14 protein-coding genes are annotated in these 14,612 nt (G+C 66.3%); 3 read left to right on the forward strand and 11 right to left on the reverse strand.

The window, feature by feature from the left end; all coding sequences use genetic code 11:
- Nucleotides 1–57 precede the first annotated feature (57 nt).
- The 7 genes from ACVTJA_RS01215 to ACVTJA_RS01245 form a co-directional block, all read right to left on the reverse strand.
- Nucleotides 58–498 carry an SMI1/KNR4 family protein gene (locus tag ACVTJA_RS01215; RefSeq protein ID WP_465833053.1) on the reverse strand — a complete coding sequence of 147 codons (441 nt, stop codon included), beginning with the start codon at nt 496–498 and terminating at the stop codon, nt 58–60.
- 32 nt (nt 499–530) lie between these two features.
- On the reverse strand, nt 531–1,880 hold the full coding sequence (locus ACVTJA_RS01220) for a hypothetical protein (protein WP_465833055.1): 1,350 nt from the start codon (nt 1,878–1,880) through the stop codon (nt 531–533).
- On the reverse strand, nt 1,877–4,039 hold the full coding sequence (locus ACVTJA_RS01225; RefSeq protein WP_465833056.1) for a hypothetical protein: 2,163 nt from the start codon (nt 4,037–4,039) through the stop codon (nt 1,877–1,879). Before ACVTJA_RS01225 ends, ACVTJA_RS01220 begins: the two co-directional genes overlap by 4 nt.
- On the reverse strand, nt 4,029–4,394 hold the full coding sequence (locus ACVTJA_RS01230) for a hypothetical protein (RefSeq protein WP_465840776.1): 366 nt from the start codon (nt 4,392–4,394) through the stop codon (nt 4,029–4,031). The genes ACVTJA_RS01225 and ACVTJA_RS01230 overlap by 11 nt, the downstream gene beginning before the upstream one ends.
- A gap of 167 nt (nt 4,395–4,561) precedes the next feature.
- Nucleotides 4,562–5,287, reverse strand: coding sequence for a hypothetical protein (locus ACVTJA_RS01235; protein ID WP_465833058.1), 726 nt, complete (start codon nt 5,285–5,287; stop codon nt 4,562–4,564).
- Nucleotides 5,284–6,477, reverse strand: a complete 1,194-nt coding sequence (locus tag ACVTJA_RS01240; RefSeq protein ID WP_465833060.1) for an AAA family ATPase — start codon at nt 6,475–6,477, stop codon at nt 5,284–5,286. Before ACVTJA_RS01240 ends, ACVTJA_RS01235 begins: the two co-directional genes overlap by 4 nt.
- 104 nt (nt 6,478–6,581) lie before the next feature.
- Nucleotides 6,582–8,045 carry a DOMON domain-containing protein gene (locus tag ACVTJA_RS01245; protein ID WP_465833062.1) on the reverse strand — a complete coding sequence of 488 codons (1,464 nt, stop codon included), beginning with the start codon at nt 8,043–8,045 and terminating at the stop codon, nt 6,582–6,584.
- Nucleotides 8,046–8,206: 161 nt separating this feature from the next.
- Here ACVTJA_RS01245 and ACVTJA_RS01250 point away from each other — a divergent pair, with 161 nt between their 5' ends.
- Entirely contained in the window at nt 8,207–8,881 is a 675-nt protein-coding gene (locus tag ACVTJA_RS01250) for a hypothetical protein (protein WP_465833064.1), read from the forward strand.
- Nucleotides 8,882–9,001: 120 nt separating this feature from the next.
- Here ACVTJA_RS01250 and ACVTJA_RS01255 read toward each other — a convergent pair whose 3' ends face one another.
- A complete protein-coding gene (locus tag ACVTJA_RS01255; RefSeq protein WP_465840746.1) occupies nt 9,002–9,751 on the reverse strand; it encodes a DNA methyltransferase in 750 nt (249 codons plus the stop codon).
- A 182-nt stretch (nt 9,752–9,933) separates the two neighbouring features.
- On the opposite strand from ACVTJA_RS01255, the gene ACVTJA_RS01260 reads away from it, so the two are divergent.
- Nucleotides 9,934–10,722, forward strand: a complete 789-nt coding sequence (locus ACVTJA_RS01260) for an alpha/beta fold hydrolase (RefSeq protein ID WP_465833065.1) — start codon at nt 9,934–9,936, stop codon at nt 10,720–10,722.
- Nucleotides 10,723–10,743: 21 nt separating this feature from the next.
- Nucleotides 10,744–11,178, forward strand: a complete 435-nt coding sequence (locus ACVTJA_RS01265) for a hypothetical protein (RefSeq protein ID WP_465833066.1) — start codon at nt 10,744–10,746, stop codon at nt 11,176–11,178.
- A 72-nt stretch (nt 11,179–11,250) separates the two neighbouring features.
- Here ACVTJA_RS01265 and ACVTJA_RS01270 read toward each other — a convergent pair whose 3' ends face one another.
- From ACVTJA_RS01270 to ACVTJA_RS01280, 3 genes are all read right to left on the reverse strand, one after another.
- Nucleotides 11,251–12,288, reverse strand: a complete 1,038-nt coding sequence (locus ACVTJA_RS01270) for a hypothetical protein (protein ID WP_465833068.1) — start codon at nt 12,286–12,288, stop codon at nt 11,251–11,253.
- Between the two features lie 902 nt (nt 12,289–13,190).
- Nucleotides 13,191–13,889, reverse strand: a complete 699-nt coding sequence (locus tag ACVTJA_RS01275) for a molybdopterin-dependent oxidoreductase (RefSeq protein WP_465833070.1) — start codon at nt 13,887–13,889, stop codon at nt 13,191–13,193.
- Entirely contained in the window at nt 13,882–14,559 is a 678-nt protein-coding gene (locus ACVTJA_RS01280; protein ID WP_465833071.1) for a cytochrome b/b6 domain-containing protein, read from the reverse strand. The genes ACVTJA_RS01275 and ACVTJA_RS01280 overlap by 8 nt, the downstream gene beginning before the upstream one ends.
- Between the last annotated feature and the right edge of the window lie 53 nt (nt 14,560–14,612).

Here is a 14,612-nt window from a genome sequence, read left to right on the forward strand (position 1 = left end):
GCGGGTGCGAGCGCGGAGGAAGGCTTGCTCCGCGTCCACCCCGCTCCAGTTCAGTGGTCACGACTTGAGGATTTTCGGCGATAGCTCATCGGACTGGAGTGACGACACGAAGGAGCCGAAATCATTCGACAGAAAATAGAGGCCACTTGCGCCAGGGCGCGGATGGGCATCCCAGTAGAAGAGCTTACCTGCCTCTTCGCCTGCAACGGCCAAGCAGAGCTTGTCAGCACCTTCGGTCGTCGCAATCGGGAGCAATCCACGAGGAATACGCCCCGCAAAGACCTCGAGATTCCAATCGAGATTGCATGACTCGACGGGGTCGTTCAGCCCAAAGAATACGTGAATTCGACCATACGGATTCCCCTCCATCCCATTGATCGCAAAAAGGTCACGCTCTGGGCGACCACCATCCGTGGCCAACAAGAACTCGCGAAACTGGACCGGGAGCGTGATGCCGTATGTCCCTTCGAAAGAGCGAACCGTCTCCTCGCTCAGCAAGGGCCCACCCTCCGATGTTTGTACAAAGGGATTCACTGTTGACCTTGCCAGGAGCGGTGCCGCTCTGCCTCACGGAAGAGTTGCGTGAGGGAGTAGTCCAGCAGGGACTGGCGGGACTCCATGTACCGGCGGGCACGGAGGAAGGGTAGCCAGACGCGGTTGCCGACGCGCACCTGGGATTCCTCCAGTTTCTTGCGCGGAATCCACTGCCCGCCAAGGCGCCTCACCAGCACGCCACCCAGGTAGGCGCCCACGGCCGGCGCCGTATGCTCGTCAATGAGCTTCCGCTCGTACATCTCAGGGAAGTTCTCTCTCCAAAAGTGGAAGTCGAGGTCCGTCAGTGACTCAGGCGTAGCCTCGGAGAGGGAGTCCACCGAGGTGTGTAGCGCCGCGACCAGGCTCTCCATGAGGTCGTCGTAATGGTCGCAGCTGCGCTCCGGGCTCTCCACATCTGATGGAAGGGCAACAGGAAGCCACTCCTCCGCATTGGGCGGCCGGTATGAATTGAGTGCAGCAATCCTCGCCTGTCTTTCGTGTATCGCAGCAGCGTCCACGATCCGCGAAAGAAGAGGCTTCAGGTCCGGATGAAAGCTGGGTTCCACAGGTGCCAGTGAGGCACTCCGCTCACGCAGGGCGCGTAACAAGATTTCGAAGTTGAGGTCTGGCCGCAGATGGGCATGAGCGCGGGCCTGGGCCACACGCGCTTCGTAACTCGCGAAATCAATAACAGTAGGCCACCGCACGAGGAGTATGGAGTTGTTCGGAAGTTCCTCCACTCGGTAAGCAGGCGTGGATAGCAGACGCTTCCGGCCAACAGTTTCAACCAACTTCGGACCGAAGACATTGACCCAGGAGACTTCAAATACCTGATTGAAGCCTTCTCTCCGCGTAGTCTCCGTGTCGCGGCCAAAGCAGGGCGCGCCAGCCAGTTCATCGTCGGCAAGGCTGTTTGCCGCGGCATGAATGACCGGATAGTGGCTTGCCCAGGCGCGCACCAGTTCTACAAAACTTCTGCAGCGCTCCTCTGTCGAGAAGAAGGAGAGTGGCTTCAAAGCAATTCCGACAGACAGTTCGGGAGCGTCAGGCGACAGCCTGAGCCGCAACGCCATGTCCAACGCTGGACTCGCTGTGCGATAGAGGCCGATGGTCACATTCTTTGTGCCACCCTTTTCTTCCAACGCTTTCAAGACGGACTCGCGAGAATATTTCCGCCGGCGCTTTCCTTCGACGACGTCTGGCATCCAATCTCCCGACCAGGTCTCAAGCGCTTGGAGGAGAGGTCCCAGCTCTTTCCCCGTAACCAACCCTGGGGTTAAAGCGGCCTTGAAGCGAAACTCCAACTGATCCTCTGGTTTGAGCTCGTGGAGCCCCAATACTTTCATTGGAACAGCACCTCTACGCCCTCGACCTCATCAGTGACTTCTCCCAATGCTTCCTGCAACACGCCTGACCTTGAGGGCTTGAGCGCACCTCCTTGGTACACGAGACGAACTCTTTGAATCTGTGCTTCCATCTCCATCCCGGGCCGGCGAATGTTCAAGGTCTCACCGTAATACCTCAAGGCATCGCGCGCATCCGTCAGCATTTGCGCCTCCAGTGCGGCTTCTCCCATCTGCGAAAGGTCCCGGCTCTTGAAGCTGAACGTCTCCACCCGAGGTGGTCGACCAACAGGTGGTCGGTCCTCGATGACGAGCGCGTCCGCGAAGCGCAGGTCCGCCTTCGCTACGCCCACGTGTGCCATGACGCGGGGCTGATTGAAGTCCTTGAGCCACTGCCGCTGGGCCCGCGGGAGCGCCGCGTCCTTCTCCAGGATGGAGAACATGAGTCTCTCGAAGGCCAGGCCCCGCGCGTACCGCGTACGCATGACCTGGTAGCCCGTCCACTCCAAGGGTCCCTTGGCCGCCTTGCCCTGCTCGACTTCAGCGGTCCTCTTCTCCAGGTACGACACATAGTCGGGCCAGAGCGGATGGGCTTCAGTTCCGGGAGGGGCGGCAGCTTGTAGTGCTTCGCGATGCTTCTTCAGAAGCGCCACGTTCATCGGCAAGCGCGGCCCGCCAGTCTCGGCCTCCACCTGCAGGAGCTTTGCTTCCGCCACTTCCGGTGCGATTCCGGCCGACTCTGGTGGCAGGGCGGACGTGCTGCTGCCTCTCTTCGCGCTGCCACCCCGCGTTGCCGCGGCCCGTGGTCGCTCGCGATACGCCTCCGCCAGCAGGGCCTGCGCCTTTGGCACATTGCCTCGGGCTTCATGGATGGCCATCGCGCCATCCAGTCCCTCGGCCGCCACGAAATAGCCGACGGAACGTTCGCCCCGGATGAGTGCGAAGAACTCGCGAGCCGCGTCGCTCCCGAGCTTTTCCTCCAAGTTCTTCACGACTGCCTTCAGCACTTCCGCATCCAGCGCTGCCAGTCGCGACAGCCCGCTCCCTCTGGACTCCGCGAGGGCCCGAGCCCCCTTGCCTCCGGCGTACAGCGCCACCGCCAACGCGGCCGGTGCCAACTCCCGCGTGGCCTGCTCGTACCTGCCCTGGTACAGCGAGTGCGCCCCGTGCCCTGCGCCAGCCACGAGGTGGTAGAAGCCCAGGGGCACGCCGAATGTCAGGTGGTCGAAGGCCCCAAGCGCTGTACTTCCTGGCGCGTAGTGCCGCTCCATCAGCGCCCTCTCCACCTCGTCGAGGGCGGACTGGTAGGGCGGCGGCAACTGCCCTCGCTTCGCGGTGAGGTCCTGGTACCGGGCTCCGTCGCTCACCGAGGAGCTGGAGAGTGCATCGCGGCCCGCGCGCCCCAGTCCTCGGAGCACATCCGCCGCGCGCTCCTCTCGGTCGGGGTACTCGGAGAGCTCCAGCCCACGTCGCCGCAGCTCCTCGCGGACAACGGCCATCTGCCCCAACGTGTCCCCCAGCTGCTTGCCGTCCCTCAGCAGGCGCAGGAGTTGGCGGAGCTCGTCGTCGAAGGAAGCGTGGAGGATGAAGAGGGCAAAGACTTCCGCACGAGGGAGTCCGTACTTCTCGGTGGCGTTGACGAGGAATGCCGCCCGCTTGCGGTTGAGAATTTCCGAGGCCTTCGCGTCCAGCGGGCCCAGGGCCCCCAGCCGGACGGCGTTCCAGTCGGAGAGGGACTCCACCAGCCGCGGCATGTCCACCGCGCGCTGCAGGGCGACGAAGGCCGCGGGGCTGGGACACCCGAGGAAGGGGGCCAGCACCGCTTCTTCCGAGTCCAGGTGGGGCCAGCCGGACGGCACGTCACCGCACACGGCGGCAGTGGCACGAGGCGCCCGTAGCGGAGCCGTCTCCCCCCAACCCGCGCCCTGCGTCTGGTTGGGGAGGCGGCGGTACAGCGGCCCCTCGTCCTCCATTCCAGAGGAGTCCTCCGGGAGGCTGGCGGTGGCGGTGGCCCTCAACCCCTGCGAGGGGGACGGGCCTGGGGCATACGAGAGGGCCGCGCCATGTCCGGCCTGGGACGGCCGCGAGGCGCAACCGGTGGCGAAGAGGGCTGCGGCCAGCCATACGCCCACGCCACGCCGCAGCCGAGTTTCAGCGCGCATTGTCCACCCCCATGCCCACCGAGACGAAGCCGCCCGGGCGCAGTGCGCCCTCCGGCGTCGGGTACAGCAGGAAGCCCTCCTCCTCACCAACACCGTGCCGGGGCAGCAGCGTCAGTGCCGTCGCCGCCATCCGCAGCAGGTACTTCCACGAGCGGCGCGCGGAAGCAGGGGCGAACGACTCGGGTTCGGCCTTCTTTTCTCCGGTTGGTTCGAGCGAGGCATTGAGGTCAGGCTCGCGGATGAGCATCCCGTCCTCGCCAGCCTTCACCGTGACCTCGGGCTCCTGTGGCCAGCCCGTCCCCAGTGGTAACAGCATTCGCAACAACACAGTGGCCCCACTGCGCTTCAGTCGCATGCACTCCTCCGTGGATGTCCCCTTGGTGAGGGAAAGGGACAGAGGGTCTCAATCCGGTACGACAGGGCGCCGGGATGGTGTCAGGCCTGATTCATTGTCAGTGATGGCGGAGCGCTGTTGAGTGAGGATGGGTATTGGCACCTGGCTGCACGCAGAGGAACGGGTGGTCAGGTGGTCGGGCTCTGCTCTACCTCGAAGCGGCCGCCCATATCGCTCCAGACATCCCAGAGCACACGGAAGCTCTGGAGGTGCGGGGGCAGTGTTTCATCGAGGCACCGGTCACGCAGGGCCGCGAGGTAGTTGCCCTCCTTGGCGATGCCCGGGTTGTTCTTGAGATAGGTCTGCCCGTGATGCCGGAAGACGGCACGCAGGTAGTCGTGATGGTAGAGCGCCCTGCTCATTGCGTGAGACGGGCACCCCATCCGCTCGGGGTCGTCCGAGGACACGTCGTAGAACTGCTTGAACCGGAGCAACTCTTCCGCCGTGGGCTGGCGGGGAACCAGCCGCCGGTGACCGAGCAGCCAGCTTTCGACGCAGCAGTCCGCGACGATGACGTGGATGCGGCCGAGGAACTGGAGTCCACGCCGTTGGAGCACCGTGGCGGCGGCCTCCAGGATGCCCGCGACTTCGGAGCGCCGTTGCTCATACGTGCGGTCCTCCGAGTCGATGCAGACGAACAGGTGGTCCACCCGGTGCCGCGCGGCATCTTCGAGCGCCTGCGGGATGCGCTGGAGGTATGAGGGATAGCCCATGCCCGCGAGCAGGAAGAAGGTATCCGCCGAGAGGTCCGCGGGCGTCTGGACTTCCGAGAGCTGGGTAAAGCAGTGCCTGAGCCAGGCGCGGAAGAGTCGCTTCTCGGTCTGCTCCCCCTCGACGAGGAGGTAGAGCTTCACGCGAGGCCCTCTTCGAACTCCGGCGAGTTGAGGAGCCGGGTGAAATCGTCCTGAGCCGAGTCGCCCTGGAGCGCCTTGATCTCTGAGGCTGGCGTCACGGTGACGAGGCTGCCCTTGCGGCGCACCACCTTCCAGTGGCTCTTGGGAATCTTGTTGATGATGTAGGGGTGGTGGCTGGTGATGATGAACTGCAGCTCGGAGGCGCGAGACTGGATGAACTCGGTCAGCGGGCCCATGCAGTTGACGCCGAGGCTGTTCTCGAACTCGTCGATGAGGACGACCGAGCCCGCAGGCGCAAGCCAAAGCTCAATGAGATGCGTCAGGGTTCGATACATCCCAGACGAGTGTTCGCTACTTCGGAATCGGGCGGAGACGCCGCGCTCCTTCAACTCGAAATCGAGATGGATGCCCAGGTCTGCACCCAATTGAGGATTGCCTAAAGAAGTCTTCGTGACGACTACGTCTTCTACTGATGGGAAGATTTCAATGAAGAGTTGCTTCAGGTGCTCGAACTGCGCTGGAAACCGCTCTTGAAGAAAGAAGGCTTTCTTCTCCACCACATTGAGTGTGAGTGCTCGCAATTGCTCCAGGGATTGGAGCCCACTGAGGGATTCTCGAAGGGATGACTCGGTAGCGAGGTCAATGACTCTGATGGTGCCTTGGCGATTAATACCTTGGTCATCCAAGAGGCGGTAGACGAGGGCATTACGGACCTGCTGGATGAGTGGCTCATCGAGCAACACAAGAGCAGTTTCAGAACGACGGAGAAGCGGCAGCTCACGGCCTCGGAAAATGAACCTCTCCGGAGTTCGCTCGATGAGAACGCCTGACGAGGTGCTTGTGAGGCGCTCTTGCGTAACGACGGTCAGGAGCTGGTCTGCAGAGTTTTGGGATGCATCTACCGAATTGTCTCGACTTCGTGGCTCGCTTTCGAACTCCCAGGCGTAGTCCTGACCTTCATGCTCGAAGCTGATGGCAAAGCGGATGGCTACGTCAGAATCCGTGTCTACCATCAGACGTGCATTCTGGTGCCGCATATAAGCGGTCGCTCGGACCTCACGAATTGCCCGCAGAATGCGCGTTTTGCCTACTCCCGATGCACCTACCAGCAGATTGAATGGATCCAGTTCCAACTTTTGGAGCGTCCATCCAGTGGTTTTGTCCTGATAGCTGAGCGTCTTCAGCCGCATCGGGTACTCCCAGGCCAGCCCGTTCATCGGGTCCGGTGTTCCGCAGTCCTCGCGGTCTTACACCGGACCCTCTCACCAAGAAACAAGCCGGCGCGAGCACCGGCTTACTTCGTATCCTCCGCCACGCCGTCCTCCGGCGCAGCGAACGTCTCCGACGTGTACTTCCCCGTCTTCACATCGAACGTGTGACGCGCGGCGAGCCGCTTCGCGCCCTTCTTCCCGTTCGCGTCCTCCTCCACCTCGAACGCCTCGATGCGCGCGAGGTCCGCGCTCACCGCCCACTCCACCGGGTAGCCCGACATGCCGCCCGCGCCCTCCAGCTCCACCGGCTGGGAGAGCCTCCCCTGCGCGTCCAGGGTGACGTAGCGGAAGAACACCACCGGGCACGCGCCACACGCGCCGCTGCCCATCGGATTGTTCATGCCGTCGTAGATGCGAACCACGTGCAGCCCCGGCGCGCGCGGCGTCACCTTCACCTGCTCATCGCTCACGTTCTGCGTCTGCAGAATCGTCTGCCCCTTGCGAGACATCAGCCACGTGCTCACACGGCCCAGGTCATCCGCCGTCCCCTGCACCGAGACGAGCTCCACGTCCCCCACCTTCCCCAGGCTCTTCACCGCGCCCAGGTCCACCTTCACCACCTCCGGGCTCGGTACGGACGGAGCGAACTGGTACGCCTCCGCGCGATTCACCCAGACCTGCAGCGCATCCGCATCCGGCCCCGGGACGTACGAAGCGCCGGGCTGCTCCTTCAGCGACCACTCCAGCAGCTCCGGCCACTTTCCGAAGCGCAGCGGCTTCGTCAGCGTCACCGCATGGAACGTGGACGCATCGCCAAACTTCCGCTTCGTCGACGAGGACAGGAACGTCTCCTGCTTCGCGCCGCCCTCGTCGCTGTCCACCAGGTCCACCAGCACGCGCACGTCGCGAAGCGGCGCCTGCGCGGTGCGAGGGAACGCCCCCACCGGAATGAGCGCCTCGAAGCGGTAGCCACCGGGGAACGTCTCGTACTTCGCCGGGCCCACCGAGCCATTCAGCCCGAAGCGCACCGTGCCCTTCGGCATCAGCCCGTACTGCGCGACGAGCTCCGCCTGCAGCTGCTTGCGCCGCGCGGTCTGCTGCTTCCACCACGTCTTGCACGCGGCCGGGTCCTCCTCGGACACCTTCGCGCAATCCGCCTCCTTGGGGACGAGGTTCTCCGCCACGTGACTGATGAACGCCAGCGGCGGCATCTTCGGAGGAGGCAGCGCGAGCCACACCTCCACGTGGTCCGCGTTGATCTCCTTCGGATTCGTGAGCTGCACCTTGTCGTCGAGCACTTCGCCGGCGATGGCGAGCCCCTCCGGGCCCACGGCCAGCCACACCTTCGCGGACAAATCCGCGGGCGAGGAGACCTTCAGGCTCCCGGCCACCTGGTTCTCCGCGCCGAGGGTGAGCGAGGGCGGCAGCTTCCACTCATCGAGCTTCCCGTCCGCCTTGAAGCCCGCGGGCACGCCTTCATGGAGCTGAACGGAGCCGGACGCAGGAGCGGCGGCGAGGAGCAGGAGCGTGGTGGGCAGTGTGAACACGGTGTCATCCCCCGGAGGACAGCGGTGACACCGAGGTCACCGCGGAGCGAGCGCTCCCCTGTGTAACACCTGTCCTCGCCCGAAAGGCCACACCCACCGTGCGCCCAGCCAGGCGTCTTCGTGCTCGCACGCTGGCGACAGGCGCGCTAGACGGCGGCGCCATGCGAGACCGAATCCAGGCAGTGCTCCGCCAGCTCTCCCAGTCCCCTCAGGTCGAGGCGCGCTGGCTGCACACCGTGTCCCTCATGGAGTTCATCGGCGCGCGGAAGATTTCGCGCACGGTGGCGGACCGTCACCCCTCGCTGGAGGTGCTCAACCACCTCGCGGACGAGACGCGCCACGCCTTCGCCTTCAAGCGGCTCTCCGTCGAAGTCGCCGGCACCGAAATCAAGGACTACCTCTGCCCCGAGGCCGCGGTCCGCTACTTCCAGGCGCTGGACCACGACCTGGCCGCCTGGGCCACGTCGTACACCGGCGCGCCGGACATGGTCCTCCACTACCTCCTCACCACGACGGCGATTGAACGGCGGGCCATGGTCCTCTACCCGCTCTACAAGGCCGCCTCGCGTCAGGCCTCCGTGCGCGAGGAGCTGGGCCGAGTCGTCACCGAGGAGCAGAGCCACCGCCGCTCCATCGAGGACGCGTGCGTCGCGCGCCTCACCGCGGTGGGCGCTTCCCTCGACGAAGCGCTCGCGCAGGAGGAGCGCCTCTTCGAGGCCTTCATCACCGAGCTCGAAGCGGCCGTCGCCCGCGAGCTGTCCACCGCGCCGCATGACGCGCTGCCCTTCGCCTCGACGCAGGGCGCCGAAGTCCAGACGGCCCGCGCGCTGAAGTAGCCCGCGGCGAGCCGGCGCGCTCGCGCTGAGAACCACGGGAGCGTGCCCGTGGTTCTCGCCCTCGCGGTGAGGCTGCTCGCCGCCGGAACCGGTCCGGTGAGCACTGCCACGCCGAGTCGCTCACTCCGCGCCAGCATCCTCCGGAGCGCCCGTTCCACCCGCGCCCGCGAGCACCAGCTTCCCACCCTCCCACTCGCCGCGCAGGTTGCGCGCCTTGCGAGCCCGCTTGCGGCTGAGCTCCACACCCACCGCGTCCAGGCCCAGCGCGTTGGCCACGGCCAGCACCGTGCCGTGGCCGCAGAACGGGTCCACCACCGTGCGCGTGGCGGTGTGCTCCAGGATGAAGCGGCACGCGACGAGGCACGCCTCCACGCCCATGCCGCGCGTCCACGTCACCTCGCCCGCGTCGGGCAGCACGTCCGCCGTCGACTTCGCCATGTCCACGCGCACGCTCTTCGAGAAGGCCAGCAGGTGCGAGTACGCGGGCCGGCCGAATGTCACCGTCCCCGGCGCGCGGCGGCACACCACCTTGTGGAAGAGCAGCTCGCACCCGGCCTCCTCGGCCGCGCGCGCCACGAGGTAGCCCTTGTCCACCCAGACGCCCTCCTGCTTCACGTCCGTCTGGTAGAAGAGCGCCACGCCGTCCGCCGGCACGCGCGAGGCGACGAGCCCCGCCGCGCGTCTGAACCACGTCTTCCACTCCGCGAGCGTGAGCGAGGGGAACTCCGACACGTCCGGCAGCGAGGCGATGGCCGAGCACCCCTCCAGCACCGGCCGTGCCTCCAGCCACGCGAGCGCGTCCTCGCAATACACCGTGCGTCGGGGCTCGCCTGGAGCCGCGCCACCCGTCCCGTCCCGTTCATCCGCCATGAGGGCGCGCAGTGTGCCAGAGCGGCGCCGCGTCATGACGCCCGGTGGCATGGTGAGTGGCCCTTCACTCGGGGCGCGCTCCTACATGAGCCCCCTTGGCTTGTGTCTCATGCTCGTGGCTTGCTTTCAGTCCTGCACATTTTACCCGCACCTGCTTTATCCTTTTCTTCTTAGGAGGCTGCATGCCCACGACTTCCGCGTCTGACGGGACTTCACTGCATTATCGCGTCGTTGGTGACGGGCCGCGCACGGTGGTGCTCGTGCACGGATGGATGGTGTCCGGCGCGGTATGGAACGCGATGGTCGAGCGCCTGGACCTGACGGGCCTGCGGCTGGTGATCCCGGACAGCCGCGGCACGGGCCAGTCGGGGAAGCCGACCACGGGCTACACGCTGCAGCAGCTGGCGCAGGACGTGCTCACGGTGGCGGACGCGGCCGGGGCGAAGCGCTTCACGGTGGTGGGGCACAGCATGGGCGGCCAGCTCGCGCAGTGGGTGGCGGCGCAGGAGCCCTCGCGCGTGGAGGCGGCGATGCTGTTGAACCCGGTGCCGGCGGCGGGCCTGCCGCTGCCTCCGGACGCGGCGGGGCTGTTCCGCACGTCGGCGGGCAACCGCGAGAAGCAGACCACCATCATCAACCTGTCCTGCAAGCTGCTCGAGGGCACGGACATCCTCGAGACGATGCTGAAGGACGCGGCGAACACGTCCGCGGTGGCGATTGAGAGCATCTTCGACGCGTGGACCAAGGGCGGCTTCGCGGACAAGCTCTCCGCGATTACGGCGCCCACGCTGGTGGTGGCGACGGACGACGCGTTCCTCCCGCCCGCCTTCCTGCGCGAAGCCGTGGTGAACCCCATCCGCCGCGCGCGCCTGGCGTACCTGCCGGGCCCCGGCCACTACCCGCAGGTGGAGCGCCCCGTGGAAGCCGCGGCGGTGCTGGCCGCCTTCCTCGCCGGCTCGGCCCCGGCGTAGCGCCTCGCAGGAGTCCTTCCGATGGCCTGGAGCATGAGATTCGAGTACGACGCGCAGAACGACGTCGTCACCGCGCACTTCACCGACTGCATCCTGACGAACGAGGCGGATGTCCTCCGCTGGCGGCGTGAGGTGGAGGAGCACCTCTCGAAGTACTCGGGGAAGGTGGACCTGCTCATCAACCTGGACGGGCTGGTGGTGAAGTTCACCGCTGGGCGCGTCTTCGGGAAGGAGCGGCGCGAGGTGCTCGAGCGCTTCACGCATCGCTCGTACCGCTTCGGTGGCGACGAGATGACGCGCATGTTCGTGCTCACCAGCGGGGCCATCAACGGCGCGGCGGTGAATCACTACACCACGCGCGAGGAGGCGCTGGCCGCGCTCCAGGCCGAGCGCGAGGCGCTGCGCAAGCGGGGCTTCTCGCCCTTCGGCGGAGGCTTCGCCGGCAGCAAGGCGTGAGCAGCCGCTGAAACAACCCGGGGCAGCCACTCGGCCGCCCCGGGGATGATTCAGTTCCGCTCGAAGCCGGCGTCAGCCGTTGGGCACGCGCTCGATGGAGCCGTTGGGCACGGGCTTCACCTGGGCGGGGTCATGGCTGCCGGCGGGGTACTTCTTCCCGCTCTGCACCTGGTAGACCTGGGTGCCGGTGCGCTCCCGAATCAGCGTTCCGTCCCGGGGCAGGTCATCACGCGCGGTCAGCGTCTCCGCATCGTTCACGAGGATGAGCGTCTGCTGGAGGCTTCCGGCGGGGATGAGCTGGGTCCGCTGCGCGGCGTCTCCCCAGGCATTCAGTTCCTGCTCGGAGGGGAACCAGAAGTTGCCACCCCCCTGGTAGATGAACACCTCCGGAGTGCCAACCTGTCGCACCACCGTCCCGTCACGAGGCAGGTCCTCGCGAGCACGCCCCTCGTCCTGGCCGTTGACGTCCACCAGCGTCCACCAGAGCGAGCCGAGCGGAATGGGGTGGATGTGCGAGTCCGTCACGCCCGTGGCGGCCTTGTAGCCGTCCCAGGCCACGAGGCCGGGCACCCAGAAGCGGCCGCCCCCCCGGTACACCCAGAGGGCCGACTTGCCCAGCTCGCGCACCACGGTCCCGTCAGCCGGATTCGTGGCGATGCCCTGCAGTGAGCCCGCCGGCACATTGCGGATGGAGGCATCGCTGAGCCCCAGCGCGTCACGGTAGGCGCCCCACGCGGAAGCGCTGGGCACCCAGAAACGTGCGCCGCCTGCGATGACATGGATGGCCGGCTTGCCCACCTCGCGAAGAATGGTGCCGTCCTCCGGGGTGTAGGGGATGCGCGACAACACATCGTCCCGGTAGGTGGGCGCCGTCGAGGGCTCGAAGCCCGCGGCGCGGGCGGCGTCCGCGCTCACCACGGGCAGCCTGGCGCGGCCGACGAGGATGTAGAGCGTACCGCCGGGCGAGCGCACCAGGCCGTACGAATCCGCCGCGGGGAACAGCTCGATGGCCTTGTCCCGGGACGGCATCCAGGCGGACGCTCCGTTTGCCTGGAACCAGTTGGAGACAGCCGTCGTGTAGTTGGGGGAGGTGTCGAGTCTGGTGCGCATGCCTCCCTTGATTCCCCAGTTCCCGGCAAGCGCGGTGGACCCCGCGCCTCTCCCACGGAATGCCCGTGGAGGCGAGGCACAGCGCATGGAATTGAGCCTGGCTGGCGGTCGTACCTTCGGGCCGGGCGATGGAGACCAACTGATGAGTGACGCCATCCCAGAGCCGGGTTGGCACATCAATGACGAACTCATTGTAGTTATAGAAATACTTCTGGTTGGCGCGGACCGTGGCGAACGGGCTCGTCTCGCTTTCTACGCCCATGGAGACAGTCGCCGTGATGTTGGTGTTGTCGCTCTGCCGCCACCCGTTCGCGGCGCCCCAGTATCGACCCACATCGGACAGGTACGGCCCGGTGAAGACGACGGACACGGTGGGCGGGGGCGGGACTCGCCACTTGATGACGAGGCTCATCTTCAGTTCCGAAGAAGTATCCACTTGGGTGATGGTTGGCAGGGCCCTCCATTCTCCCGTGACGGACTGCCCATTCCACAGGACGGCATGGGCTGGCCTGGCTTCGCGGTACTTCGTGTCATCTCGTTGTGTGAATCCATCATTCCACCTTCTCTTGCCGCTCCGGATGGAGCGGTCTCCTGACAACCTTGTCTGACATTCAGCTGTGCGCTCGGCCGAGCGCGGATGGACGCGGCGCGCGTCCTTTCCTGACGCAATGGCAAATGCAATTCATGCAGTGAAAAGACCGTGTCCCGGAGTGACGAGGGTCGCGAGCGGTGCGCTCACGCAGGCCCTCGAGCCATTGACCAGGAGTTGCCGACCACCACCGTGAGTTGCGATGCCGGCACAGTCCAGGTTCGGGACGTCCGTCTCACGGCATGGGAAGGCGAGGCGCTTCAGCACCGCCGAGGAGGCTTCATCGGCGGCGAGGTGTGAGCAGAAGCGCGAGTCAGACGCCCGCGTACCACTCGTAGCCGCGGTCCTCCCAGTAGCCGCCGGTGGGCTCCGGGAGGAAGCGGACCTCGGTGAGGTACTTCACCATCTTGTAGCCGAGCTTCACCGCCGCGTAGAGGCGCAGCGGCGCGCCGTGCTCCGGCATCAGCGGCTGTCCGTTCATCCCGTAGGCCAGAATCGTCTGCGGGTGGAAGGCGCTCGGCCTGTCCCAGGACGAGTAGTAGCCCGCGTCGAACGAGCGGAACTCCACATAGCCCGCGCGAGGGTCCGCGCCCACGTGCTCGGCGAGGTCCCTGAGCTTCACTCCGTGCCAGGACGCCACCGCGCTCCAGCCCTCCACGCAGTGGTGGCGGATGCGGAACTCCGTGCGGGGAAGGCGCTGGAGGTCGTCGAGGGACAGCACGCCCGGGCGCTGCACGAGGCCGCCCACCTGGAGGGCCCAGCCGGCGGGCGCGCGAGGCACGACGTCGGAGATGAAGTACTGCGGGAAGGCGCCGGCAGGCGTGGACTCCGAGGGAGGCAGCTCCGGCGCGAGCTGCTCCGCGTCGAAGAGGGCGGACTGGAAGCGCGCGTTGAAGCGCTCCATGGCGCCGAGGAAGCCGGTGCGCGGGCGGCTGCTGTCGCAAGCGCTGGTGGTGAGCGCGGCGGCGCCAGCGCTGAGCAGCAGGGTGCGCCGGGTGATGAGCCTACGCATCCGGCCTCCTCCCACCCGTCACCATCTCTCCGAGCGTGCGCGGGTGCAGCAGCACGAGGGCGACATGCCCCAGGGTGAAGAAGGCGAACGCCGCGAGCACGAGGAGGTGAATCGCCCGCGCCGGGTCATAGCCGCCGAAGAGGCGCGTGAGCGCGCCGAGCTGCACGGGCTTGTAGAGCACCATGCCGGAGAGGATGGCGAGCGCGCCCAGCACCAGCGTGCCCGTGTACGCCAGCCGCTGGAGGCCGTTGTAGAGCCCCTGCTCGGGAGCGTGCTTCCGCAGGCGCACGTAGAAGGCGAGCGTCTGCATGGCATTGCGCGTGTCGCGGCGTGGCAGGAAGAGGCGGCGGCGCCACTCTCCGCTGAGCGCGAGGTAGAGCACGTACGCCAAGCCGTTGAGCGTGAGGAACCAGGCGAAGGCGAAGTGCCAGTGACGGGCGCCCGCGAGCCAGTCTCCGAGCCGGCTCCACTCCGGCGGCGGAGCTCCCTGGAACGGATACCAGCCGTACGGCCGCCCCTGTGGGCCCTGCATGGGGTACGCGACGAGAATCTGCAGGCCGCTGGCCGCCATGATGACGAGCAGCGGCACGTTGAGCCAGTGGCTCAAGCGGATGGGCCACGGCTGGGGCCGGCGATGTTCCACGTCTCGCACGGCGTCCCAGGAGAGCACCGCGACCTTCAGCGAGCCGGCGCGGAAAGTTCCGGCGCAAGCGCATCGACCAA

Source organism: Pyxidicoccus sp. M6 (genome assembly GCF_055568925.1).

What these genes read in the sequence shown, in the direction of transcription:
- ACVTJA_RS01220 (WP_465833055.1), bottom strand. Translation starts at nt 1,880, where the DNA reads ATGAAAGTATTGGGGCTCCACGAGCTCAAACCAGAGGATCAGTTGGAG.
- ACVTJA_RS01225 (WP_465833056.1), bottom strand. Translation starts at nt 4,039, where the DNA reads ATGCGCGCTGAAACTCGGCTGCGGCGTGGCGTGGGCGTATGGCTGGCC.
- ACVTJA_RS01230 (WP_465840776.1), bottom strand. Translation starts at nt 4,394, where the DNA reads ATGCGACTGAAGCGCAGTGGGGCCACTGTGTTGTTGCGAATGCTGTTA.
- ACVTJA_RS01240 (WP_465833060.1), bottom strand. Translation starts at nt 6,477, where the DNA reads ATGCGGCTGAAGACGCTCAGCTATCAGGACAAAACCACTGGATGGACG.
- ACVTJA_RS01250 (WP_465833064.1), top strand. Translation starts at nt 8,207, where the DNA reads ATGCGAGACCGAATCCAGGCAGTGCTCCGCCAGCTCTCCCAGTCCCCT.
- ACVTJA_RS01255 (WP_465840746.1), bottom strand. Translation starts at nt 9,751, where the DNA reads ATGGCGGATGAACGGGACGGGACGGGTGGCGCGGCTCCAGGCGAGCCC.
- ACVTJA_RS01260 (WP_465833065.1), top strand. Translation starts at nt 9,934, where the DNA reads ATGCCCACGACTTCCGCGTCTGACGGGACTTCACTGCATTATCGCGTC.
- ACVTJA_RS01265 (WP_465833066.1), top strand. Translation starts at nt 10,744, where the DNA reads ATGGCCTGGAGCATGAGATTCGAGTACGACGCGCAGAACGACGTCGTC.
- ACVTJA_RS01270 (WP_465833068.1), bottom strand. Translation starts at nt 12,288, where the DNA reads ATGCGCACCAGACTCGACACCTCCCCCAACTACACGACGGCTGTCTCC.
- ACVTJA_RS01275 (WP_465833070.1), bottom strand. Translation starts at nt 13,889, where the DNA reads ATGCGTAGGCTCATCACCCGGCGCACCCTGCTGCTCAGCGCTGGCGCC.